Source organism: Neobacillus sp. NPDC093127, from assembly GCF_044754175.1.
In the GTDB taxonomy this organism is placed as follows: domain Bacteria; phylum Bacillota; class Bacilli; order Bacillales; family Cytobacillaceae; genus Neobacillus.
The window spans coordinates 81,073-106,709 of sequence record NZ_JBIVOP010000003.1 but is presented as its reverse complement, the minus strand read 5'-3'; the positions used below and the strand labels follow the sequence as shown (position 1 = coordinate 106,709).

General features: G+C 42.9%; 14 protein-coding genes and 1 pseudogene. 10 read left to right on the top strand and 5 right to left on the bottom strand.

The window, feature by feature from the left end; all coding sequences use genetic code 11:
* Positions 1-17: 17 nt before the first annotated feature.
* Entirely contained in the window at positions 18-1,346 is a 1,329-nt protein-coding gene (locus ACIQCO_RS05895; RefSeq protein ID WP_400426715.1) for a (Fe-S)-binding protein, read from the bottom strand.
* Positions 1,343-2,755 carry a glycolate oxidase subunit GlcD gene (gene glcD, locus ACIQCO_RS05890; RefSeq protein WP_400426713.1) on the bottom strand — a complete coding sequence of 471 codons (1,413 nt, stop codon included), beginning with the start codon at positions 2,753-2,755 and terminating at the stop codon, positions 1,343-1,345. Before glcD ends, ACIQCO_RS05895 begins: the two co-directional genes overlap by 4 nt.
* Positions 2,756-3,022: 267 nt before the next feature.
* On the opposite strand from glcD, the gene ACIQCO_RS05885 reads away from it, so the two are divergent.
* From ACIQCO_RS05885 to ACIQCO_RS05855, 7 genes and pseudogenes are all read left to right on the top strand, one after another.
* Positions 3,023-3,886: an HAD family hydrolase gene (locus ACIQCO_RS05885; protein WP_400426711.1), complete on the top strand. Its 864-nt coding sequence runs from the start codon at positions 3,023-3,025 to the stop codon at positions 3,884-3,886.
* A 174-nt stretch (positions 3,887-4,060) separates the two neighbouring features.
* Positions 4,061-4,969 (top strand): N-acetylmuramic acid 6-phosphate etherase, encoded by a 909-nt coding sequence (gene murQ, locus ACIQCO_RS05880; protein ID WP_400426709.1) that lies wholly within the window; start codon positions 4,061-4,063, stop codon positions 4,967-4,969.
* A gap of 24 nt (positions 4,970-4,993) precedes the next feature.
* Positions 4,994-5,848 (top strand): MurR/RpiR family transcriptional regulator, encoded by an 855-nt coding sequence (locus tag ACIQCO_RS05875; protein ID WP_400426707.1) that lies wholly within the window; start codon positions 4,994-4,996, stop codon positions 5,846-5,848.
* Between the two features lie 78 nt (positions 5,849-5,926).
* Positions 5,927-7,288, top strand: coding sequence for a PTS transporter subunit EIIC (locus ACIQCO_RS05870; protein WP_400426974.1), 1,362 nt, complete (start codon positions 5,927-5,929; stop codon positions 7,286-7,288).
* Positions 7,285-8,286 (top strand): MupG family TIM beta-alpha barrel fold protein, encoded by a 1,002-nt coding sequence (locus ACIQCO_RS05865; protein ID WP_400426705.1) that lies wholly within the window; start codon positions 7,285-7,287, stop codon positions 8,284-8,286. The genes ACIQCO_RS05870 and ACIQCO_RS05865 overlap by 4 nt, the downstream gene beginning before the upstream one ends.
* Before the next feature lie 489 nt (positions 8,287-8,775).
* Positions 8,776-13,095, top strand: a complete 4,320-nt coding sequence (locus ACIQCO_RS05860; protein WP_400426703.1) for a beta strand repeat-containing protein — start codon at positions 8,776-8,778, stop codon at positions 13,093-13,095.
* Positions 13,096-13,254: 159 nt separating this feature from the next.
* Positions 13,255-13,359, top strand: a pseudogene (locus tag ACIQCO_RS05855) (phosphonate ABC transporter, permease protein PhnE); the annotation flags it as partial.
* A 283-nt stretch (positions 13,360-13,642) separates the two neighbouring features.
* Here the strand turns inward: ACIQCO_RS05855 and ACIQCO_RS05850 are convergent.
* Together ACIQCO_RS05850 and ACIQCO_RS05845 are read right to left on the bottom strand one after the other, a co-directional pair.
* The gene (locus ACIQCO_RS05850) at positions 13,643-14,146 is read right to left on the bottom strand and encodes a DUF4188 domain-containing protein (RefSeq protein WP_400426701.1); all 504 of its coding nucleotides are present in this window, start codon (positions 14,144-14,146) and stop codon (positions 13,643-13,645) included.
* A 2-nt stretch (positions 14,147-14,148) separates the two neighbouring features.
* A complete protein-coding gene (locus ACIQCO_RS05845; protein ID WP_400426699.1) occupies positions 14,149-14,703 on the bottom strand; it encodes a PadR family transcriptional regulator in 555 nt (184 codons plus the stop codon).
* A gap of 527 nt (positions 14,704-15,230) precedes the next feature.
* Here ACIQCO_RS05845 and ACIQCO_RS05840 point away from each other — a divergent pair.
* The 3 genes from ACIQCO_RS05840 (at position 15,231) to ACIQCO_RS05830 (ending at position 24,476) form a co-directional block, all read left to right on the top strand.
* Entirely contained in the window at positions 15,231-20,795 is a 5,565-nt protein-coding gene (locus tag ACIQCO_RS05840) for a metallophosphoesterase (protein ID WP_400426698.1), read from the top strand.
* A gap of 203 nt (positions 20,796-20,998) precedes the next feature.
* Complete coding sequence (locus ACIQCO_RS05835; RefSeq protein WP_400426696.1) at positions 20,999-23,209, top strand: sulfatase-like hydrolase/transferase; 2,211 nt, start codon at positions 20,999-21,001, stop codon at positions 23,207-23,209.
* 25 nt (positions 23,210-23,234) lie between these two features.
* The gene (locus ACIQCO_RS05830) at positions 23,235-24,476 is read left to right on the top strand and encodes an anaerobic sulfatase maturase (protein WP_400426695.1); all 1,242 of its coding nucleotides are present in this window, start codon (positions 23,235-23,237) and stop codon (positions 24,474-24,476) included.
* Positions 24,477-24,547: 71 nt separating this feature from the next.
* Here ACIQCO_RS05830 and ACIQCO_RS05825 read toward each other — a convergent pair whose 3' ends face one another.
* Entirely contained in the window at positions 24,548-25,555 is a 1,008-nt protein-coding gene (locus ACIQCO_RS05825) for a DUF3231 family protein (RefSeq protein WP_400426694.1), read from the bottom strand.
* Positions 25,556-25,637: the final 82 nt, after the last annotated feature.

Here is a 25,637-nt window from a genome sequence, read left to right as displayed (position 1 = left end):
TGGTGAGGATACCTCATTCAATCTTGGTTAACAGCCTCAATCAATAAATCTACAATATGCACGCCTCTCATCTTGGCGGAGAGTCCTTCTCGTTCAATCCCCAGCTGCATTTGTAATAGGCAGCCGGGATTGGCGGTGACGATGGTTGCTGCATGGGTCTCTTTCGCCTGCTTCATTTTGTAGTCGAGCATTACCATCGACATTTCCGACTCGACGATATTATATATTCCGGCAGAGCCGCAGCAGCGGTCGGCGTCGACCATTTCTTTATATTTCACACCCTCAATTGCTTGAAGCAGAACCCTTGGCGCAGCCGCCGTTTTCATCACATTGCGCAGGTGGCAGGAATCCTGATAGGTAATCACCTGTGGCGGGAGCTCCATTTTGACCTTTTTATGAAAATCAACAGCGACTAGGACTTCGGAAATATCCTTAATTTTTGCCGCGAATGCCTGTGCCCGGCCCTTCCATTCGGGATCATCCTGCAGCAAGTGATCATAATCGACTAAAAAGGCACCACAGCCGCCGGCATTGGTAATGATAAAGTCGACGTCTAATTCTTCGAAGGCGATAATATTTTTTTTCGCCAGCTCCTTGGCCGTTGGTTTTTCGCCGCTATGTCCATGTAAGGCCCCGCAGCATACCTGGTTTTCAGGAATCACAACCTCACAGCCGGCTAATTGCAGCAGCTTCATCGTGGCATCATTTGTCTTCAGGAACATCGTGTCCATTAAACAGCCGCTGAAAAAAGCAACCCGGTGAACCTGTTCGGCGATTGCCGGCAGATAGTCGGGCCGATTCTTCATCTCTTTCCTCGTCGGCACCTTGGGCAGGATTTTTTCCATGGTGGCTAAACTATCAGGAAGCAAGCCTAAAAAGCCAATTTTCCGCGCTAGCGTTTGAATTCCGGAGCGCTGATAGAAGCCCAGTAAGCCTACCGCTCCGCGCATCCGATTAGGGTGCGGAAATAATCCTTGAAAAACCGTTTTTCTAACGACCCGGGCCGGCAAGGAATGTTGCTTGTTTTGATTGATAATGTCCCTGGCATCCTCTAATAAATGACCATAATTGACGCCGGAGGGGCAGACTGGTTCACAGGCCCTGCAGCCGAGGCAGAGTTCGAGCGAACGCTCAAACTCCGCGTCTGGTTCAATCAACCCATCGACGACCGCCTTCATTAAGGCGATTCTTCCGCGTGGTGACTGCGATTCTTTAAAGCCCGATTCAATATAAGTCGGGCAGGTTGGCAGGCAAAAACCGCAGCGCATGCAGTTTAGCAATTCATCTTCGTCCATCCGCGCTTTAAATTGTTCTTGGATCTTTTCTTGCTCTTTTATTGTTGTCATCTTGTGATCACCACACGTTTCTTGCTGTCCTTGGCAAAAACTTTCCCCGGATTCATGATATTTTGCGGGTCAAATGCTAGTTTAATAGCTTTCATCGCGGCGATTCCCTCTGCTTTCAGCTTCCATTCAAGGTAGGGGGCCTTCATCGCGCCGACTCCATGCTCCCCGGTAATCGTGCCGCCTAAATCAATCGCTTTTTCAAAAATTTCCGCAAAGGCCTGTTCGACTCGTTCCATTTCCTCATGATTCCTTGCATCTGTAGCACAGGTAGGGTGGAGGTTTCCGTCCCCGGCATGGCCGAACGTACAAATCTCGAGCTGATATTTTTCGGCAATTTCATTGATGGCCTGCACCATTTTCGCAATTTCAGACCTTGGAACGGTCGCATCCTCTAAGATGGTCGTCGGTTTTAACCGGGCAATCGCGGATAGCGCGGCGCGCCGAGCGGTCCTTAACGCATCTGCTTCTGCTTCCGACGCGGAGATTTGTATCGAGACCGCCTGTTCCTGCCTGCAAATTTCAGCCATGCTTGTTAAATCACGTTCGACTACTTCTGGAGGGCCATCCTGCTCGATTAAAAGCACGGCCTGCACATTGGTAGGCAGCCCGATTTGCGAAAATTCCTCGACTACCTTTAAGGTTGGCTGGTCAAGAAACTCAAGCGTTGTCGGAATGATTTTATTAGCGATTATCTTGGAGACGGATTGTGCCGCAGCTGACAGGTCTTGATAAAGAGCGAGCATCGTTTTTTTCGTTTCCGGCATTGGGATCAGCTTCAGAGTCGCCTCGGTGATGACACCAAGTGTTCCTTCAGAGCCGACAAACAGGCGGGTTAAATCATAACCGGCAACATCCTTCGCAAGCTTTCCGCCCGTCCGGATGACGTCACCATTCGGCAAAACGACTTCGAGTGCCATCACATAATCACGTGTTACTCCATATTTAAGCCCGCGCAAACCGCCGGAATTTTCATTAATGTTCCCGCCAATCGTCGAGATTTTCATCGAGCTTGGATCGGGCGGATAGAACAGCCCGCGTTTCTCCACGGCATTTATCATATCAAGGGTAATAACCCCAGGCTGGACAGTTACAGTTAAATTCTCCTCATCGATTTCAAGGATGCGATTCATCTGTTTAAAAAGCAGGACAATCCCGCCCTCGGTTGGACAGGTCCCGGCACAAAGATTCGTCCCAGATCCTCGCGGAACAATCGGCACTTGATGTTGATTACAAACCTTTAGGATTTCCGCAACTTCGGTCGTATTCCTCGGGCTAATCACCGCATCCGGCATCGATTGGAAGTTGGGTGTAGCATCATAAGAGTAAACCAACCGTTCCGTTTTCGAATCATCAAAATTAGCCTTTGTCACAATCGCAATCAGCTGTTCTTTTACTTCATTAGCAAGCATTCTAATTCCCCCATCTCATCCTGCAAATAAGATTATTTAATTAAAGTATAGGCTATATTAACTTTTATCGGTGCAAATTGAAAGAATAATAGCAAATTTTCCGATAATAGTAAAAAGACATCGCTATTTTCCAATAATAGTAAAATGGTGCCTGACACCAATTTCCAATAATAGTAAAACGGTGTCAGGCACCGCTAAGGTTTTGAAATAAAATTTCAATAAAATTATAATAAAAATAAAAATAAATTACAAAGGGAGATATATACATTGAGATATTCTTTATTGGCGACGGACTTGGATGGGACTTTGTTGAATGATGAGAAGGAGATTGATGTTGAAACGAGGGAGGCGATTAATGAGTACCGTCAGCGAGGCGGAAAGGTTGTGATTTGCAGCGGGCGTTCCCCGCTTTCCACTCTATGGATTGCCAGTACGATTGGCTTAGCGGGTGAGCCAATCATTGCATACAATGGTGCGATTTTGCTTGATGAGAATGGAGAGGTTAAAGAGCAGGCAGCTTTCCAAGATGAATCCCTATTAAGTTTCTGGGAATTATGCGAGGCGGAAGGTGTTTACGCCCATTTTTATGAAGGCGATACACTTTTGGTCCCTAAGGTCAATAAATGGAATGAAAACTGGATTGAAAACAATATTCCTACCCTTGGGAAATCTGGCGGCGAACTCAAAAGCTGTGAAAGTTTTCGGGAGAAATGCCAGGTCAAGGTCATGGAGGATTTCTACCGATACCTGAAGGAAACGCAGCCGAAGATTACCAAAATCGCTGTATTTGACGATGGCGATAGGCTCAGTGATTTTTCCAAACGGATTGGCGAACAGATCACGGAGATGGAAATTAGCAGTAGTTTTAACTTCCTAAATTTAGAGATTTCTCCTAGCGGTGTGACGAAGGCGTCGGCACTTTTAAGGCTGGCGGAGGAGCTTTCAATCCCTATCGCGCAAACCGCTGCCATTGGCGATAACTATAATGATTCGCTGATGCTCTCCACTGCAGGACTAGGTATTGCGATGGGAAATGCGCCAGAAAAGGTAAAACAGATGGCCGACCAGGTAACTGGTAATAATAATGAGGCAGGAGTTGCGGACGCCATCCGCCGCTATTTACTTGATTAGTGTCCAGTCGATTATTCTGAATATTCACTCTATATAGTTTTGGTGAAATACTTTTCTGAAATATCATTTCATTATTTTCTAAAATATATTGAATTATAATTTCAATAATAATATAATATATATATAGGTAAACGCTTACAGCATAGTAAAGACCAACAGGAGGTCATTGATACGATGGAAGAAAATCTTGAATTATTAACAACCGAATCACGTAATCAACTATCGATAACGATTGATACAGCTTCACCACTGGATATATTGCGGATCATGAATGACCAGGATCAATTGGTGGCATTAGCAGTCAAAGAAGTCTTACCAGAAATAGAGGCAGCCGTTCAATTTGCCTTTGAATCCTTTCAAAAAGGGGGACGTCTGATCTATGTAGGTGCAGGCACAAGCGGCCGATTAGGGGTGCTTGATGCCGTCGAATGTCCGCCTACCTTCAGTACAGACCCGGAAATGGTCCAAGGGATTATCGCTGGAGGAGAAGGGGCATTCTTGAAAGCAGTCGAAGGAGCGGAAGATCAGCCGGAATTTGGTGTTGCTGACCTGAAGGAAGTAGGGCTGACAGAAAATGATACTGTTATTGGCATTGCCGCCAGTGGACGGACACCATACGTGATTGGGGCGCTTCGCTATGCCCGCAGCATTGGTGCGAAAACAGTCGCACTTTCATGCAATAAAGATGCGGCCATTAGCAAGGAAGCCGACCAAAGCATTGAAGTGATTGTCGGTCCGGAGGTTTTAACTGGTTCGACTCGCTTGAAAGCCGGGACAGCACACAAAATGATTTTGAATATGATCTCCACCTCCTCGATGATTCTTTTAGGAAAAGCCTATGAAAATTTAATGGTCGATGTTCATGTAAGCAATGAAAAACTAAAGGAACGGGCGATTGGCATTATTCGAAAAATTACCGGGGTGTCCTATGAAATCGCAGCGGAGACCTTAGAAAAGGCAGATCTGCAAGTGAAAACGGCCATCGTCATGATTAAGGCAGAGACAACGAAACAGGAAGCGGAACAATTGCTAACAAAAGCCAATGGCTATGTAAAAAAAGCTATCCAAAATGAAGAAGAATGATGGGAATGAAAGTGGGTTTATCAGATGGCAGCAGGCGGTCTAAAAATGATCCAAAACATGGTTGAACAGCTTCCGGCTTCCGAGCGGAAAATTGCTGAATTTATTCTTGAAAATCCTCAAAGTGTTTTAAACAGTACGGTCAATGATATCGGGATCCAAGCCAATACAAGCGGCGCAGCCGTGATAAGGCTTTGCAAATCACTTGGCTTAAATGGGTTTCAAGATTTAAAAGTAAGAATTGCCGGTGATTTAGTGAAGCCAGTGGAACAAGGGTATCGTGACATTGAGCCAGGTGAATCCTTTTACACCATCGTTCAGAAGACAACCAGCAATAGTATCCAAAGCATCCGTGATACCGAAGAGATGATCAACTATGATGAATTGGAACGAGCAGTTCACACCTTATTACCTGCGCAAAATGTTCATTTTTTTGGCATTGGCGCATCCAGTATTATCGCCAAGGATGCCCAGCAGAAACTCCTGCGGATTCATAAAAATGCAACCGCTTTTACCGATACGCATCTTGTCGCTACCTTAATCGCAAATGCCAGCAAGGATGATGTGTTGTTTGGGATTTCTCATTCCGGGGAAACACCGGAGGTCATTAAAGTGATGGCGCTGGCGAAAGAGCGCGGCGTTAAAACGATAAGTTTAACTAAATACGGGCAATCGGCCGTCGCTTCGCTGGCAGATATTAAGCTGTTTACCGCTTATTCCGGGGAGGCGCCGTTCCGAAGTGCGGCCACTTCATCAAGGCTGTCGCAGTTATATTTAATCGATATTTTGTTTTTGGCGATGGCGACCGTTCAGTACGAGGAAACAATTCATACGATTGACAAAACAAGAGAAGCCATCCGGTTTATTAAACAAGGGAAATAGACTTTCAGGGAGGTGATGTGAACACCATTCCGTATCTTATTTTTGAAAAAATTAACAACAGAGAGAAGGGGAAGTAACATGGCTGGAGAGAACAAACTATTAGCCGAAAAGATTCTTGAACAATTAGGCGGACCAGCGAATATTGGCAATTACACACATTGTATGACAAGACTTCGCGTGACTCCGAACGATGAGTCGAAGGTCAACAAGGCGGCAATTAAGAAAATTGACGGAGTACTTGGGGTGGTCGAAGAAGAGACACTCCAAATTATTCTCGGTCCTGGAAAAGTTAATAGAGTGACAGAAGAGTTTGGTAAGTTAGTAGATGCAGCCGGCGGGATTGATTTGAAAGCGAAGGCGGCAAGCACAAAGTCTGAAATCAATAAAAAGAATGCGACACCATTTAAGCTGTTTTTACGAAAAATCTCAAGCATTTTCATTCCATTAATTCCAGCACTAGTGGCCTCCGGATTAATTACCGGGATTACAAAAGCAATCATTCAGGCTGGATGGCTGGCAGGGGATTCACAGCTTGCGACCATCTTAACGGTCATTGGCGGCGGATTATTTGGTTACCTTGGAATTTTGGTGGGTATTAATGCGGCGAAGGAATTCGGCGGTTCACCAGCACTTGGGGCACTTGCCGGTATTTTAATTATTAACCCAGCTGTTGCGGGAATTAAATTGTTCGGAGCGGATTTGCTTCCTGGACGCGGCGGTTTGATCGGCGTTCTGTTTGCGGCGATTTTTATAGCACTTGTCGAAAAACGAGTTCGTAAGTTTGTTCCACAATCACTTGATCTATTTATCACACCAACGGTTGCTTTATTGGTTACTGGTATTGTTACTTATCTTGTATTTATGCCGCTTGGTGGATTGGTTTCGGATATTATCACAAAAGGCTTAACCTCTCTCCTTGATATGGGTGGTGTAGTAGCAGGCTTTGTCCTCGGGGCAACCTTCCTGCCGCTCGTCGTTACTGGTTTACATCAGGGCTTAACACCGATTCATCTTGAGCTAATTAATTCAACAGGCATTGACCCGCTTCTCCCTATCTTAGCAATGGGTGGTGCTGGGCAAGTCGGAGCTGCGTTTGCGATTTACTTTAAGACGAAGAAAACTCGCTTAAAAAGAGCGATTGGCGGTGGTCTGCCAGCAGGTATTCTTGGAATTGGCGAGCCGTTAATTTTCGGTGTAACTCTTCCTCTAGGCCGTCCATTCTTAACCGCTTGTCTAGGAGCCGGTGTCGGTGGAGCCTTCCAAGCAGCGTTCAAAATCGCTACGGTCGCAATCGGAGTATCTGGTTTACCGCTTGCGTTCCTAGTGGTAACAGGTCAAGTTCTCCTTTATTTATTAGGGGTATTAATTGCTTATGCAGCCGGTTTCTTGTTTACGTACCTATTCGGTTTCAAAGACGACATGGCTGGTGAATTTGAGTGATTGGCATTTCCTTTTATTTAAATGATCCTCAAGCTGCGGCTCGGATCGAACTTGCCGGGAAAAAAGGTGTGAAGCGAGCGTTTACCTCGCTTCACATTCCTGAAGAGTCCGGGGATTTAGCGGACCGCGCTAGACAGTTGCTGCAAACTGCAAAGGAATCTGGGATCGAGGTTTATGCAGATGTATCGGCGCGGACACCTGCCCATTTAGGATTGGAGAGTTTGGAGGAGTTAAAATCCTTAGGGGTAATCGGGCTGCGCTTAGATGACTTTTTTGAGCATGAAACGATTTTGAGCCTGGCGAAGGATTTCAAGCTTGCGCTCAATGCTAGTATTTTGTTTGAAGAAGATTTACAGGCTCTGATTGCAGGCGGGTTAACGGCAAGTCAGCTGCTCGCCTGGCATAATTTCTATCCGAGGCGTGAAACAGGATTATCTGAATCTTTTTTCCACGCGCAAAATGAGCTTTTTATACGGTATGGGATTCCGGTCAGTGCTTATATTCCAGGTGACGGTGAGAAACGCGGTCCGCTGTTTGAAGGGCTGCCCACTCTCGAGGACCATCGTGAAGTAGATCCATTTATTGCGGCGCTGGAATTGTTCCGGGCCGGTGTCGAAGATGTTTATATCGGCGATCCCGAGGTTAGTGCAGACCTTTTGGAAAAATTAATCGAGTTTGATCGTCATACTCGTATTGCAATCCGCATCGAAGGCTTTCAAACGGGAGAGTTCCAGCTTCGCCCGGATTTTTCCCGTGATGTTCTTCGGCTGATGGATACGAGAAGTACAGATGCGGTCGTCCCTGAGCATACGGGGGCGCGGCCTGTAGGCACGATCACGAAAGACAATGACCGCTACGGGCGCTATCGCGGCGAAGTCCAAATCACCCTTCACGACTTGCCAGCCGATGAGCGTGTCAACGTAATTGGAAGAGTAATAGAAGAAGACCTGCCACTTCTCACCTTCCTCAAACCAGGTCAAAACATTAATCTAATTTAGGGACATGGAGACAGACTCTCCTTGTCTCATTTTTTTCAATTGGGACGCGGTACCAGTCCCCAAAATATGAGTTCCTGTCACCATCCGTAAGCACAGCCACTAAAGTATTTCCTTGCTCGTTGAGATCAGTAAATAATTTCTTAACAACAAAGGCTTGCACAGATTCCGTGCTAGCCTTTGTTGTTGTAATTATCGCGACTCTATATACGATAGGTCAACATCGGTTCATTAACGCATAATATGAAAATATTTGCTCCTTTCTCTCTATAAAAAACTAAGATAACCAATGATATTCACAAGGTATTTTTTTTATTTTCTGAAAATTAACACTGGAATAATCCTTACAAATTAGGTATGATTTTACTAGGCTTTTAGGTGGAAAAGTCGAATTTTGGTTAATGTCAAAAGTACGAAAGGGGTTGTGGAAAATACAGAAAATAATAGTTTGATAGCAAAGAAAGGGGTAATGATTTGGTAAAAAGGTCTTTCATGAAATTCAAACGAAAAATTAGGACCTTACTACTATGTTTTTCACTTATTTTTCCTAGTTTTGTTTCTACCTTTACTCCTGTTGCACATGCCGCTGGAGATTGGACGCCACACTATACAGAAGACCAGCGGTCATTAAGAAATGTTGCCTACGGAGGCGGAAAATGGTTAGCTACTTCACATTACGGTGTTTATACATCATCGGATGGAGATAACTGGAATCAATCCAACTCCCCAATAGCAGGTTATCAAGCTATTTATAGTGAGAATCAATGGATTGGTGTGGGCGATGCTGTAAGCAATATTGCTACCTCCGCAGATGGTATTACTTGGACTACAAGACTTTCCGGAGCCTGTACTTCCTTATTGTCCATTGCTTCCAATGGACAACGGTTGATTGCTGTTGGGACCGATGGGTGTATTGTCACTTCAACTGATAATGGGGTCAACTGGTTACCTATAAAGTCGGGGACAACCGAACACCTTACAAGAGTAGTGTATGGAAATAATAAATTTGTCGCAATGGGAGATAATGGTTTTTATGTTTCCTCGGATGGAATATCTTGGATGAAAACTTCCTACTATACTACAGATATGCTCCTCAGACTTACATACGGAAATGGTTTGTTTGTCGCAGTAGGTTATCCTGGAAAGATTCTAACATCACCTGATGGAGTTACATGGACCCAACGATCCACACCTATTGCTGAAGTTCTATATGGCGTCACATATGGTGCTGGAAAGTTTGTTGCTGTTGGGGACGCCGGTGTGATTAAATCTAGTCCTGATGGCAAGACATGGAGTTATGAGAGAAACCCTGTTTATCCAGGAGAAACCTTTAATAACGTTAATTTTGGAGATGGGAAATTTGTTACGGTTGGATATCGAGGACAAATCCTTACCCAGCAATTTACTCTTAGTACAAATGCTAATCTAAGTAATTTAACGACGAATCAAGGGGTTATGTCACCATCGTTTGCTGCGTCGACTACTAGTTACACGGTAAATGTTCCATACAATACAAACAATATTGGTGTGACTCCTACCACTGCCAATAGCAAAGCTACGGTCACGGTAAACGGGAAAAGCGCTACAAGCGGATTGACTACTACTTTTCCACTTAATGTTGGTCCAAATGTGATTACCATCATAGTAAAAGCACAGGATGGAACCACTCAAAAAACTTATACGATTACAGTTACCCGTAATCTATCCAACAATGCTAATTTAAATAGTTTATTTATTAATAATGGAACACTATCTCCGGCCTTTAACTCGGAGACTACCAGCTACACGGTTAGTGTTCCTTATGACGTGAAAAATATGGCCTTCACTCCTACCGTCGCCGGCGATTTCGCCACTGTGAAAGTGAATGGAATCAGTGTCCTTAGTGGAACAGCCTCTACCCCGATTAACCTGGGCACAGGCGATAACACTATTACCATTGTCGTCACGGCTCAAGATGGTTCGACGAAGACCTACACCGTTGTGGTGAAGAGAGCGAAGTCTAGTAATGCAGATCTTAGTAATTTAACAATTAGTAACGGAACATTATCTCCGGCCTTTAACTCGGGAACGACCAGCTACACGGTTAGTGTTCCTAATGACGTGAAAGATTTGGCCTTCACTCCTACCGTCGCCGGCGATTTCGCCACTGTGACAGTGAACGGAAAGAGTGTCGAAAGTGGATCGTCTTCTACCCCGATTAACCTGGGCACGGGCGATAACACTATCACCATTGTCGTCACGGCTCAAGATGGTTCGACGAAGACCTACACCGTTGTGGTGAAGAGAGCGAAGTCTAGTAATGCGGATCTTAGTAATTTAACAATTAGTAACGGAACGTTATCTCCGGCCTTTAACTCGGGAACGACCAGGTACACGGTTAGTGTTCCTAATGACGTGAAAAATATGGCCTTCACTCCTACCGCCGCCGACGATTTCGCCACTGTGACAGTGAACGGAAAGAGTGTCGAAAGTGGATCGGCTTCTACCCCGATTAACCTGGGCACGGGCGATAACACTATTACCATTGTCGTCACGGCTCAAGATGGTTCGACGAAGACCTACACCGTTGTGGTGAAGAGGGCGAAGTCCAGTAATGCGGATCTTAGTAATTTATTGATTAGTGACGGAACATTATCTCCGACATTTAGTTCGGGAACGACCGGCTACACGGTTAGTGTTAATTATGATGTTAAAGATATGGCCATCACTCCTACCGTCGCCGGCGATTTCGCCACGGTGACCGTGAATGGACTGGGTGTCGAAAGTGGATCGGCCTCTAACCCGATTAACCTGGGCACGGGCGATAACACCATCACCATTGTTGTCACGGCTCAAGATGGTACAACGAAAACTTATACCGTTGTGGTGAAGAGAGCGAAGTCCAGTAATGCGGATCTTAGTAATTTAACGATTAGTAACGGAACATTATCTCCGGCCTTTAACTCGGGAACGACCAGCTACACGGTTAGTGTTCTTAATGACGTGAAAAATATGGCCTTCACTCCTACCGTCGCCGGCGATTTTGCCACTGTGAAAGTGAACGGAATGAGTGTCGAAAGTGGATCGGCTTCTACCCCGATTAACCTGGGCACGGGCGATAACACTATTACCATTGTCGTCACGGCTCAAGATGGTTCGACAAAGACCTACACCGTTGTGGTGAAAAGAGCGAAGTCCAGTAATGCGAATCTTAGTAATTTAACGATTAGTAACGGAACATTATCTCCGGCCTTTAACTCGGGGACTACCAGCTACTCGGTTAGTGTTAATTATGATGTTAAAGATATGGCCATCACTCCTACCGTCGCCGGCGATTTCGCCACTGTGACCGTGAATGGGCGGGGTGTCGAAAGTGAATCGGTTTCTAGCCCGATTAACCTCGACACAGGCGATAACACCATCACCATTGTCGTCACGGCTCAAGATGGTACGACGAAAACTTATACCGTTGTGGTGAAGAGAGCGAAGTCCAGTAATGCGGATCTTAGTAATTTAACGATTAGTAACGGTACATTATCTCCGGCCTTTAACTCGGGAACAGCCAGCTACACGGTTAGTGTTCCTAATGATGTTAAAGATATGGCCTTCACTCCTACCGCCGCTGGCGATTTCGCCACTGTGAAAGTGAATGGAATCAGTGTTCTTAGTGGAACAGCTTCTACCCCAATTAACCTGGGCACAGGCGATAACACTATTACCATTGTCGTCACGGCTCAAGATGGTACGACGAAAACTTATACCGTTGTGGTGAAGAGGGCGAAGTCTAGTAATGCGGATCTTAGTAAGTTAACGATTAGTAACGGAACATTATCTCCGGCCTTTAACTCGGGAACGACCAGCTACACGGTTAATGTTCCTAATGACGTGAAAAATATGGCCTTCACTCCTACCGTCGCCGGCGATTTCGCCACTGTGACAGTGAATGGACGGGGTGTCGAAAGTGGATCGGCTTCTAGCCCGATTAACCTCGACACGGGCGATAACACTATCACGATTGTCATCACGGCTCAAGATGGTACGACGAAAACTTATACCGTCGTGGTGAAGAGAGCGAAGTCTAGTAATGCGGATCTTAGTAATTTAACGATTAGTAACGGAACGTTATCTCCGGACTTTAACTCGGGAACGACCAGCTACACGGTTAGTGTTCCTAATGACGTGAAAAATATGGCATTCATTCCTACCGTCTCTGGCGATTTCGCCAAGGTGACAGTGAATGGACGGGGTGTCGAAAGTGGATCAGCTTCCAACCCGATTAACCTGGGCACAGGCGATAACACTATTACCATTGTCGTCACGGCTCAAGATGGGACAACTAAAACTTACAATATTACAGTGAATCGAGCTAAATCTAGCAACGCTGATTTAAGTAAACTAACTATTGGTAATGTTTCTATTCCGTTTGAACCTGCAAAAACAGACTACAACTTGAATGTTGGAAATGAGACTACTAATTTTGATCTCTCAGTAACACTTGCGGATGATACCGCTACAGTCGAAATCAATGGTGAGCCAGTATTGAACGGAAAAGCTGTAATTCCATTAAAAGTCGGAAAGAATACCATCACGATTCTAGTAACAGCACAAGACGGTACGACAAAAATTTATTCCATCCATGTAACCAGAGCTGCCAACCCTGAAGATAGCCAATCTCATAATGGTTCGAATGGAAAAAAAACAGTAGATAAAGGCAAACAACATAGTCTGCCGAACACGGCATCCTCACAATACGATTTACTTCTTTTAGGTTTTCTTTTAACACTAAGTGGATATACACTGTATTTTGTATCAAGAAAAAGGATAATGAAGTAAATTGCAAAAAAAATGCCGTAACCGACAAATTTAACGGCTTAGTACTCGAAGTTAAAGCGAAGATGAGCGGGGTCCCGATTCCTTCTGCTCTGATTTCACCCAGGATAGCGGCGGAGCGTACATAGTTGTTGACCTTGTATTGTTCCCTAAGCAAACAAGTCTTCTACGGACTGGAATCGTGTAGGGATTATTCTTTTGGGCATTAATGTCATGGTTACGGTGATTGACCTTATCTCTAGTTATTTAAGAAATAAAATCGTATAAAAGTTGCTATAGGGCCGGCTCTGCCGGCCCTATTAATGAGAATTGAATCGAGTCGAAACCATCGACATGATTCTAAAGCAGCTGCTTCGTCAGCCTTCACACAATCAATTGCGACAACGAGCGCAATCATGATGGTTTCCATCTCTTCCAATTGTTTTAGGCGGCAATTGTCGGCGGAAAATTGTGGATTTCGTGACCCGCATCAGCTGAAGAGATTTAGAAGGCGTTACTGATAAATCGCGGTGAACCGTACCACAAGTACAGGCGTTTTTAGGTCCTACAACTACACCCAAGTTTTATTCTTGTTTGCATCGTTACTATTAAGCCGATTACGAGCGGAATTTTGACTTTTAGTAATCGGGATATGTTTTAACGCTTTTCCAAGCCCGTAAAGTGGCATATTTCCATAAATTGATTCATAATTACCGCTATTAATTTTATAAGTTTCATGATAAATTCCCACAGCGTCGTTGTTGCCTACTTTTTTATTGAAGTTTTCCCATGCTTTCAAGTGTTTCTCATTTCTTGCATAAGAAAGAAGGTCTTCAGTTGAACGCCAATATTGAATCATGACCGTCGTTCTAAAGCCAAAATAGCTTTCCATCGATAAAAAGCCTAATGCATCTTTGTTCGTATATAGCTCTTTAATCATCCCCGGCATGGCATTAAATACTGGAAGCCACTTATGCAGTGCTAAGCGCTTGTTCACCCTCATACCAATAATGAAGACGACAATGTCCTCTTGATTTTCAGTTGTATAACGCCCAGAATAGATTTTCTTAGCCATTATTATTCCTCCTGATCTGAAATTTTTTCAAGAGTAAAGGTACACCAGTCAATTGCAGCCTTTGTTACTCTTTTTCCATAATCTAATGTAAACAACCAATACAACGAATCCTCCCCATTATCTTGGTATTTGGAAATGGCCTGTTCAATACTTTCATATGTTTGGTAACGAGCATCTAATTTTTGCTTATAATCTTCGAGGAGGAATACTGTGCTTTCCTTGGATTGATAGCGCCCAAAAAATAATTTAAGCAAAATTTCATTTCGTTCAATGGGAATTTGATCAATTGGTCCTTCCAACCAGTTTTTTAACGTTTCGATTCCTTTTGAAGTGAGGAAATACTCATTTCGATCAGGCTTTCCTTTTTGTGAAGAAATATGGACTTCTGCTAATCCATCTTTGACAATTATTTTTAATGTCGGATATATTTGGCCGTAACTAATTTTCCAAAAGTGATTTAAGCTTCGATCGATTAGCTGCTTAATAGCATAGCCAGACTTGCATTCCGTAGTTAAAATACCAAGAATGGCATATGTTGTATGAGTGTAATGTTCCAAAGTAATCCATCCTAACTAAAAGATATATATCATTTAGATATATTATATGAAATTTATTTGGAAAAAGATACTAAATTAATATTTACCAAGAATATATTTTTATCAAAAAATGTTTATTTTATGGGGAAAAATGTATTTTTAAAGGGTCTGGAAATTTAAAATTTATAACCATTTGTATCTAGGGGAATTGAATTAGAGAAAAATAGATATTTAAAGGGACAATTGGATATGCCTTCTTGTCCTATTTTTATTTTCACTTGTGATTTACCGGAAGTATGCTTTTTGGCTACATTGTTTTAGAAGGAGGTCTCTCAAATTTCAGAGAGACCTCCTTTTTTTGAACGCTCAGCATCGGAATCATACTTTCCAGAAAATACTCAAAGTTAACAATATTTACCTCCAATTAATATAAATACCCATCAAAATTAACATTCTGTTGAGATAATAAAATTTGTATCTTTTATGAGAGGAGTTTAGGAGGAGTACCAGAAAAAATCAATGGCCAAAATGAGAGGAGTTTAATAAGAGTGACCAGAAAAAAAGAATCACTATCAAAACTAATTTCAGTACTTTTAGCAGTGCTTTTAGCTTTCGCTGGACTTGTAACGCCTAAGCCAGCATCAGCAGCAGCACCTGCGGGAATTCCGTCACAAATTGCCATAAGTATAGGCGGAGGGGCGGATTCAGGTAAATCGGCGATGAGTTTTAATTGGGTAACTGATCCAGCGGTGACCAATTCAGAAATTATTTATGGAACGTCACCGAACTTGGATGATGGTGTGAAAAAAAGCGCCACAAAGACTACTCCAGTTGCCTCAGATATTTTTCCAGAGAATAGGCGGACTGACTTTAAAGCGATCAATTCCTTTAATGTTGTGATTCAGAATCTTACTCCTGATTCAAAATATTATTACAAAGTTGGCAACTCAAGCGGCGGATATAGCGCTATTGCTAGTTTTACCGCACCTGCGGATCCTGCTGCAAACAAGCCGTTTTCTTTTGTCATCACTCCGGATACACAGGGAACATCTGTTAGTTCGTTTGATAACACTGCCAAGTTATACGACTATATTAAGGAGAATGAACAGGATGCTGCATTTCTTCTTCATATGGGTGATGTGGTAGAGGATGGGCATGTTTCAGATCAATGGCAGTTATTCTTTGATGCAGCTCAAAACCTTTTAGATACGCTGCCAATCATGGCAACTCCAGGTAATCATGACGGTGCATCCTATGACAGAGATTTTGTGCAGTATAAAGCAAGATTTAACCATACGTCTTTACATAAACCAGATGGGTTGTCTTCAGTTGCTGATGGGACGGTCTATTCCTTTGAATATGGAGATGCCTTGTTTATTTCACTTAATTCATATGCTTCGTCCACTGATAAAGATATCCAATGGAAGTTTTTGGAGGAAGAAAGTGCAAATACCTCGAAGGCATGGAAAATAGTATACTTTCATGTTCCACCCTACGATCCAGGTGCAAGTCACTATAATATCGACAATGTAACTGGTAAAAAGCTGACCGATGCAGGCATCGATTTGGTATTCCATGGACATGAACATGCCTATGCCAGAACCACTTTAAAGACAACCTCTACTGCAGCAGGCACAGGAAGCATTGAAAATGCAAAATTCGGCGAAGCACCTACCTATGTAATAGGGGGAACGGTATATAACTACGGTTACAGCCTCGACAACCGTGACACGTCTTGGAATGATTATTTTTATGACCTTCGCATTGATAAAACAGGTACGGGCGGCGGTAAAATTTATGCACCAGGTGTGTACAGCAAGGTAGAGGTTACGAGCAATGCTATAACCTATAATGCGTACTATAAAGCTACAGGCTCTGAGAATCCATTTCGTGTCATCGATAACTTCACGATTACAAAATCAGAGGATAAGATTACCCAGCCGAAAGGCGGCGGTACGGAACCAACCTCTGTAACCTTCTTGTATGATTCGTTTAATCAAGAGTCAGGCAAGTATCTCGCACGCTTTAATTGGGTAACTCCTGTAACAACAAAAACAACGCAGCTCTATTATGCTAAAAAATCAGACTTTGAAAGCAATGGCGGAAAGTTTACAAATGTTGTTGTAGGAACAAATAACACAGTAGATCTTTCAAGCGCGCTTGCCAATGCGAACTATAAGGGAGCAGGGACCGAGTACTCTGTTGCGCCAATCCAAAGCCATAAGGCGGAAACGGCCACACTTGAGCCCAGTACGGAATATGTATATTCCGTTGGTGACGGTTCCATGAATGTCACCAGCGTAGAATCACCGGCTAGTTTTAAAACACCTGCAAGTAATCTTGATACATTTAACTTTAACTGGGTTACTGACGTACATGCTGCACCTGACTCTAGTCACAATGACAAAGCTCTCAACCAAGCATTTACTGATTTCCCGGATGCTTCATTTATACTGAGCTCAGGCGACCAGGTCTCCTATGCTTTCGATACCTCGCAATGGGATACTTTTTTTGAGGCAAATGCCGATAAGTTCGCCCGTGTGCCGCTGTATCCAGGGACAGGAAATCATGAGTACGACGGTGCAGGCAATAGCTGGGCCCCGAATAACAGCTGGGACTCGGTAGACCCAACGCTGCAAAACCTTTTGGGACGCTACAATCCGCCTAAAAACGGCGCGTCATTTTACGGCGGCGGTGACGGTACTCAAAGAATGGTATCGGGGTTAGACAAAAGTCAGTTTGCGTCAAGCAACTACTATTTTGTTTATGGCGATACACTTTTCATGATGATGGATTATCAGGATCAAAGCAGCAAAGAGCAAATAAAGGCTCAGCAGGACTGGATGAAGTCCGTGGTTAAACAAAACCCTACTAAGTGGCGTGTTGCTGTTATCCACAAAACTCTTTTCGGATATCGTATGGCAAACCCTGTGGCATCCTGGACAAACGCTTTTGATGAAGCTGGAGTTGATGTGGTGCTTGCCGGACACGATCATCTCTATGTCCGTACAAAGCTTTATGCAAATGGTGCAAACATTGAACCGCAGACTTACGGTGACGGAACAACCTATATCACAAGCTATTCTGGAAATAACGACAGACGCGGACCTTATTTCGAAAGTAACAAAAGGGACCCCGAAAAGGTAGCTTATGTAGATGTTCGGCCAATTGGTCTAGGATTTTCGAATATTTCTATTTCACCAAATGAAATCAGAGTAACAAGCAGAGGATACGATAAAGAAGGGAACTTGGTTACAGGGGATGACAACGCACTGGTTACAAACAAACCACGTACCCATAATTTAGCATCATGGAATTATCCGTCAGTCCCAAAAGATGCTAATGAATTGACCATTACAGATGTAGCCATCACAGGTATTGCGAAAGAAGGACAAACACTGAATGCCTCCATTACTCCATCAAGTGCTGCCGCATCTTTCAGATGGGAGAGCTCAAACGATGGCACGAAGTGGACAACCATTGCAGGAGAAACATCATCGAAATATACCATTAAAGCAGAAGATGTAGGTTTGTATTTGCGCAGTGTTGCCACCGGAACAGGTTTTTATAACGGAGAAGCAACAAGTGCTGCCACTGCTAAAGTCACACCACTTGCTGGCAGCAGCACAGTTACGGTAAAAATCGGAACAGCAAATGAACTAGATGCATTGTCAAAAGGGTTTGGCACATCCGCCTATCCGATTGACGGTAAATACGTGTTAACTGCAGATATTGATTTGAGTAATGTGCCATTTTCTGCAATCGGAGGGGGCACCACTCCAACGCCGTTTTTAGGCACATTTAACGGTAATGGTTATACCATAAGCAATATGAGAATCGAGAGTAACAACAATAGCACAGGCTTCTTTGCTTATATAGGCACAGGTGGCAGAGTAGCAAATCTTAAATTGGTGAATGTTGATATTACCGGAAACAATAGCACAGGCGCCATTGCAGGGACTTCCACAGGCACGATTGAAAACGTCTATGTGGATGGAAAAGTAACTGGCGGCAGCAATATAGGGGGAATTGCAGGTACACTCCATGCTGGTACTTTGCAAAATTCTAAGGTTCATGCAGATATTCATGGCAATACAGTTGGAGGCTTGATTGGAAGTACAAACTTTAATGCTTCAGGTTCGCCGCTGACCGTCAAAGACGAAAAAACTGGAAATGTTATCCTTAATAACGTTGTAATGGGTTCGGTCACAGGCGGAAATGATTATTCCGGTGCCGTTGTTGGTGATATGGGGGGATCTTCAGGCGCTCTACTCCAAACTTTAAATGGCAATATGGTGGCCAATGAAGTAAATGGGGTTACTCCTGGAAAAATAGCAGGCTACTGGTCTGGCAGCAGACCGATTATCGAAAAAGACCAAATGAACTACTATAACAGTGACAAGTTAAGCACAAGTGGACTGCCATCAGGAATTGTCCCTGCATTTGCCGGAAAGACGGCATCTGATTTTACAAAGAAAGCAACATTCGAGGCCTTGGGATGGGACTTTAAGGACGTTTGGGATTGGGATGCAACGAATAACGTTCCTGTACCTAGGGTGATTGATGTTGGTGGAGAGGGAGCTGAAGATAACTTAGTCACGATTATCACATCGGCAGGTTCGGGAGGGACGATTTCTCCAGAAGGAAATGTGTTAGTCGAGCGTGGAAAGAGTCAAAAGTTTATATTCACACCAAATAAATATTATGAAATTGACACCGTGAAAATAGACGGAGAAAAAAATCCTGAAGCGGCTGCGGCAGGCGAGTATACCTTTGAAAATGTTAGTGAAGTACACAAGATTGACGTCACATTCAAGCTTTCGGATTCCGTTTCTGGTGTTGCTCCAAGCCTTGTTTCAACAAGTGCCTATTACAACAGGGCAGTTGAAAAACATATTGGGGTAACGGTAGACTTTGGAGAAGGCGCTCTCGGAATTCAACCAGAGAACTATCGAAAAGCGGTCAAAAGCGTCAAGATTATGAAGGATAATAAACTAGTTCTTGATGCCCAAGGCGGATATTGGTTCCCAAGCACAGGAAATGGTCAACCCGAGGAGCTGCTTGAGATTTGTTGGGATGACATCATCAAGTTACCTGGATACGACGATTTAGTTCCAGGGACATTTGATTTAGTTATTACCTTTAACGACTTGAATTCCTCTGAACACACCATACCTTTGATTGTAGAAGACGGGATTGCCTCTTCTTTGACTGTAGATGGAGGAATCATTACGGTAGACGGAAATGAGGTAAACAGTCCTGCTGAGATTAAGAAGGACTCGAAAGTTACTGTGAAGGCTGTTGGTCCGAGCGGACAAAGGTTTGTAAAGTGGACGGCGACAGGTCTTGAAAATGTTGAGTTTTCTGCAGATCCATTTACATTTACGATGCCAGCAAATAAGGTTACATTAAAAGCCGAGTATGAAAACATACCAAGCAGTGAAGACAGCGGAAAAGGCTGGGTTTCTAAAGCTGGCAAGTGGTATTATTACGATCCACAAACAGGTATGATGAAAACTGGCTGGCTAAAAGATAAGAACGAATGGTATTACTTGCAACAGAATGGCGAAATGAAAACCGGCTGGTTATTCGATGCTGGTAAATGGTATTACCTTGATTCAAGTGGTGCGATGAAAATAGGCTGGGTAAAACTTGGATCCACTTGGTATTACTTAGAAAGAAATGGTGTAATGAAAACCGGCTGGTTATTAGACGTTGGCAAATGGTATTACCTTGATTCAAGTGGTGCAATGAAAATAGGTTGGGTAAAACTTGGCTCCACTTGGTATTACTTAGAAAAAAATGGTGCGATGAAAACCGGCTGGTTAATAGACGCTGGCAAATGGTATTACCTTGATTCAAGTGGTGCGATGAAAACGGGCTGGGTTAAATCTGGATCCACTTGGTATTATTTGGGGAATAGTGGTGCCATGGAGACCGGCTGGTTGTTAAATAGCGGGAAATGGTATTACTTGGATAACCAAGGTGCAATGCAAACCGGCTGGGTATTGACAGGCAAAAAATGGTACTACATGTATGTTAGCGGACAAATGGCCGCAAACACAACTATTCAAGGATATAAGCTTGGTTCAGATGGTGCGTGGATAAAATAACATAGTGATTGAATTCTAGTGCCTGACCCTGATGTGCTAACGCTTTAACACATTGGAGGTCAGGCGCTTTTTTTTCTGTTGCTGTAAAGGTAGCTTGCACTATTCTTATTCATAATAAGACCGTCTCTTTAATAAATTAGGTATTATATTAGCCATTGTCTCTGCAACTTGTACGATTATTCCGTTTGAAAGGACAGATGGAAATGGGGAATAGAACAGGGGATGAGAGTCTGAATGTCATCTATATCGTTCTAGATGACGTGGGTTACTCGGCTTTAGGCTGCTATGGTTCGGAGATTGAAACACCTAATATCGATTCATTAGCTGAAAACGGCCTGCGGTACAATAATTTTACTGTAACTCCTTTGTGTTCTCCTACTCGAGCTTGTCTGCTAACAGGTCGTAATTGCCACTCGGTCGGGGTGGGACTTGTAACGGAGATAGATTGGGGACCTCAATACCCGAATAAACGAGGGAGAATTTCCAATACGGCTGCAACAATGGCGGAAATTTTAAAGTTGAATGGGATGGCTACATATATGGTTGGAAAGTGGCATCTGGTTCCTGGTCATGAAGCAGCATCAAGCGGCCCTTTTGAAAACTGGCCACTTTCAAAAGGCTTCGGGCGCTATTATGGCTTTTTATTAGGGATGACGGATCAATATGCGCCAGATTTAGTATACGATAATCATCGTGTAAACAAACCTAATACAACAAAATATCATTTATCAGAGGACCTAGTTAATAAAACGCTGGAATTTCTGACGGATCATATCTCTGTTACTCCTGATCGGCCCTTCTTCCTGTATTTAGCCTTTGGGGCGCAGCATGAGCCACACCAAGTACCAAAAGAATTTATCGATCAATATGAGGGCGTTTACGATAAGGGCTGGGATCTGATTAGGGAAGAACGGTTCGAGCGGCAAAAGAAAATGGGCATCATTCCGCCATTTACAGAACTCGTGGAACTCAACCCTGGGATTAAGCCATGGGACGAACTGACAGCGAAAGAAAAAGAATTGTTTATCAAATTCCAACAGACGTACGCAGGATTTCTGACCCATACGGATCAGCAAATTGGCCGACTGCTGCAATTTCTAAAAGCAAAAAACAAGCTAGACAATACCATTCTTGTGTTACTTTCCGATAACGGGGGAAGTCAGGAAGGCGGCTTGAATGGCTCCATAAATGATACCGCCTATTTTAATGGAATTGAAGAAAACGTAGAGGTCATGTTTGATCATCTAGATGAAATCGGCGGACCTTTGACAAGCCCTAATTATCCGAAAGGGTGGGCGCAAGTATGTAATACACCGTTTAAATATTATAAGAAAGATACGTTTTATGGTGGGACGCATGTCCCCCTCATCATCCAATGTCCACAACGTATTCCAGACCCTGGCTCGATTCGCTCGCAATTTTATCATGCCATTGATATCACTCCTACGATATTAGACCTCCTAAACATGGATGCTCCTCTAGCATATGAAGGCGTTCCACAGATGCCGATGCATGGTGTGAGTATGAAGGATACCTTTACAGAGCCGCATGCTCCATCAAAGCACAAGACGCAGTATTTTGAAATGGTTGGACACCGGGCTATTTGGCATGATGGGTGGGTTGCTGTTACTTATCATGAAACAGGTATACCCTTTAATGAAGATGAGTGGGAATTATACAATGTAACGGAAGATTTTTCGCAAAAGTATAATCTAGCAGCAAAGTATCCACGAAAATTAACAGAGCTTCAAGCAATATGGTGGCAGGAGGCTACGAAGTACGGAGTCCTCCCCTTAGATGATAATCCGTTTAGAAAAGGGTATGAGGGCTTGCAAGAAGGAAGAACAATATTTATTTTCTATCCGGGAATGGCTCATTTGCCATCAACTGCTGCTCCAAAAGTAACCCTTTCTTCTTACTCGATCACGGTTCCAATCTTTCGATCGAATCGTAAAGAAGAAGGTGTATTAATAGCCCATGGCAATCATTCAAGTGGCTATACATTCTATATAAAAGATAATTATTTATTTTATGAATATAACTATGTAGGTACTGTCTATAAAATACAATCGAATGTTGAAGTACCCGTTGGTTATTCTACGATCCGATTTGAATTTATTAGAAAAATATTTAGTGAAGGAACGGGCAAGCTCTACATCGATGGTCAACAGGTGGGCACATTGTATATGCCTCGTACCTTACCATTTGTGATTTCTGTTGAAGGGATGGATATCGGCCGGGATCAATTAACATCAGTGAGTCCTAACTACCCCGTCCCGGAATATCCGTTTAGTGGGCATATTGAGAGAGTAATTATTGAACTTGATGATGATCAAGAATATAGCAAGTTTTTGAAGAAGGAAAAAAGAGAGCCCATATACATTAATATAAATGGCACAATTATTTTTCTTTGATCCTTTAGAGAAAGGGAGTAATAAATTGGGTAAGGACAACAGTTTCCACATTCTTGCTAAGCCAACGGGTCCGATTTGTAATCTCGATTGTCAGTACTGCTATTACACCGAAAAGGAAGCTTATTTTCCGAAAGGCCACTCCTTCAGAATGTCTGATGCGGTGTTAGAGTCGTATATTAAACAGTATATCGACTCCCAAGATACAGCGGAAATTGTCTTTGCATGGCAGGGAGGCGAACCAACCTTAATAGGCATAGATTTCTTTCGTAAGGCTGTTTCTCTGCAAAAAAAGTATGCGGACGGGAAGCACATCACCAATACGATTCAAACGAATGGCACATTATTAACGGAACAATGGTGTGAATTCTTTTCGGACCAGAATTTTTTGGTAGGTCTAAGTTTAGATGGACCTGAGCCTATTCATGATCAGTACCGGATTGATCGTGGGGGAAAACCGACATTTGAACGGGTGATGATGGCACTGTCGCTGTTAAAGAAACATCACGTCGACTTTAACATACTTACCTGTGTCACAAGGTATTCCGCTTATAAAGCGCTGGAAATCTATCGGTTTTTTAAGCAACAAGACATTCAATTTATACAGTTTATCCCGATTGTAGAAAGAGAGGTGAATGAAGGAGCCTTAGTGCTTTCCTTAAACCATGCCACACCACCTTCTCTAATAATGGAAGAAAATCAACAAACGGTCACTCCTTGGACAGTAGAACAAGAAATGTATGGGGAGTTCCTCATTGAAATTTTTAACGAGTGGGTTCAGTACGATGTAGGATCAGTTTATGTCATGAATTTTGAATGGGCATTAGCCTCCTGGATAGGAATCCCGTCCCCTATCTGTATTTTTTCGGAAGAGTGTGGGCGTGCTGTCGCGATGGAACATACTGGTGATCTGTTTTCTTGTGATCATTACGTTTATCCTGACTATCAATTGGGAAATATTACTGAGGGCTTAATGAATCTAATGAATCTGCCATCACAACATGCCTTTGGAAAGCAGAAACGAGAGACACTGCCCTCCGTGTGCAGAAATTGCGAGGTTCGATTCGCTTGCCATGGAGAATGTCCCAAACATCGATTTCTAGTTTCAGAGCAAAATGAGCCCGGGCTAAATTATTTGTGTAAATCCTATAAAAAGTATTTTAATCATATTCATCCTTATATGATGAGGATGAAGCAGCTGTTACAAGCGGGCCAGCCAGCTTCGAATATTAATAAAATGATGGTGGACCAAGGTGGTCTTTCTTATTAATAGGAGTTAACCGAACTAAAGTTGATGCCGGTTTTGAGTTTTTGTTTATTTACATAAGCTATTATCTCTAACTAAACTTTTCTATCTACTGCTTGAGGAGGTTGTTCAAACCATTTTTCTTTTATTGCTAAAAGTAAACCTAATCCATAATACTTCTTCATATTGTCTGATATTTTCTCCAATTTAGAAACGATATCCGTTCTTAAGCTGGAAGTCATGGATTGACTTATCATGGCGAAACAGAATATTCCGAGACAAGTATTCACAAAGAACAACATTAACTTATCGGAGAATGGAGACATCTCTACTTCGGAAAATTTATAGTCCCCTGAAGCTGACATCGGAATATTTTCTTTTTCAAGAACTTCTTGAAGTGATTCTAATACTTTTTCGATTCCATCTCTACCTTTACTAAAATGTTGTTTTACCTCTTTTGCTTTGGCTAATTTACTAAAAGTGACAAAAATCATTTTTGAAAACTGTGCTCTATGGATAATCCTAGATAAATTGGCGATTTCAGGGGCGTTTAAAGGTCTTGAACCACCAAAAAAACCATTGAGAAAGATCATGGTATCAGCAAATTCTACATCACTATCCATCTCTACTTGTGGAGGCTTCAAATATACTCCAAGGGATCCCATTAAGTCTACGATTTCATTCTGGATTTTTACGGAAAATGCAATGTTTACTTGAAAATGCTCTCGAACATCGTTTCTGGTGCAATCAGATATTGCAACTGGATATGTACTCATCGAAAGGTGTGTAAGATCAAAGCAAAAATACAAAATAAAGGTATCGGAAAATACTTTGAGTCCGTCAATCCTTACGTCTTCTTCGGTAAAACCATGAGGAATAGAAAGATTCTCTTGGATAAAAATCTCCTTGAGTTCATGAATGTTCTTTTTAGCTTGATGTAGCATTTTTTCTATCACTTGTTTTATTGCGCTATCTTCTGTGCTTGCAAAAAAATATTCGAATAGTCTTTGTTCCATACTGCTCTTTAAATAGGAAGACCAAAGGTTAGATACTTCGTTTGCCGTTAATTCTATTAAGGGCTTATTGTTTTTGGTCTGACTCATATTAATCACTCCTTACTCATTATTATCACTCTTAAGTCGAAATTTATTTACAATTGCTAGAAGTAATTTAGAATAGTTATAA

Excerpts from the sequence above, each read along its gene's own strand:
- ACIQCO_RS05835 (WP_400426696.1), top strand. The coding sequence starts at position 20,999 with ATGGGGAATAGAACAGGGGATGAGAGTCTGAATGTCATCTATATCGTT.
- murQ (WP_400426709.1), top strand. The coding sequence starts at position 4,061 with ATGGAAGAAAATCTTGAATTATTAACAACCGAATCACGTAATCAACTA.
- glcD (WP_400426713.1), bottom strand. The coding sequence starts at position 2,755 with ATGCTTGCTAATGAAGTAAAAGAACAGCTGATTGCGATTGTGACAAAG.
- ACIQCO_RS05870 (WP_400426974.1), top strand. The coding sequence starts at position 5,927 with ATGGCTGGAGAGAACAAACTATTAGCCGAAAAGATTCTTGAACAATTA.
- ACIQCO_RS05860 (WP_400426703.1), top strand. The coding sequence starts at position 8,776 with ATGAAATTCAAACGAAAAATTAGGACCTTACTACTATGTTTTTCACTT.
- ACIQCO_RS05850 (WP_400426701.1), bottom strand. The coding sequence starts at position 14,146 with ATGGCTAAGAAAATCTATTCTGGGCGTTATACAACTGAAAATCAAGAG.
- ACIQCO_RS05825 (WP_400426694.1), bottom strand. The coding sequence starts at position 25,555 with ATGAGTCAGACCAAAAACAATAAGCCCTTAATAGAATTAACGGCAAAC.
- ACIQCO_RS05895 (WP_400426715.1), bottom strand. The coding sequence starts at position 1,346 with ATGACAACAATAAAAGAGCAAGAAAAGATCCAAGAACAATTTAAAGCG.
- ACIQCO_RS05875 (WP_400426707.1), top strand. The coding sequence starts at position 4,994 with ATGGCAGCAGGCGGTCTAAAAATGATCCAAAACATGGTTGAACAGCTT.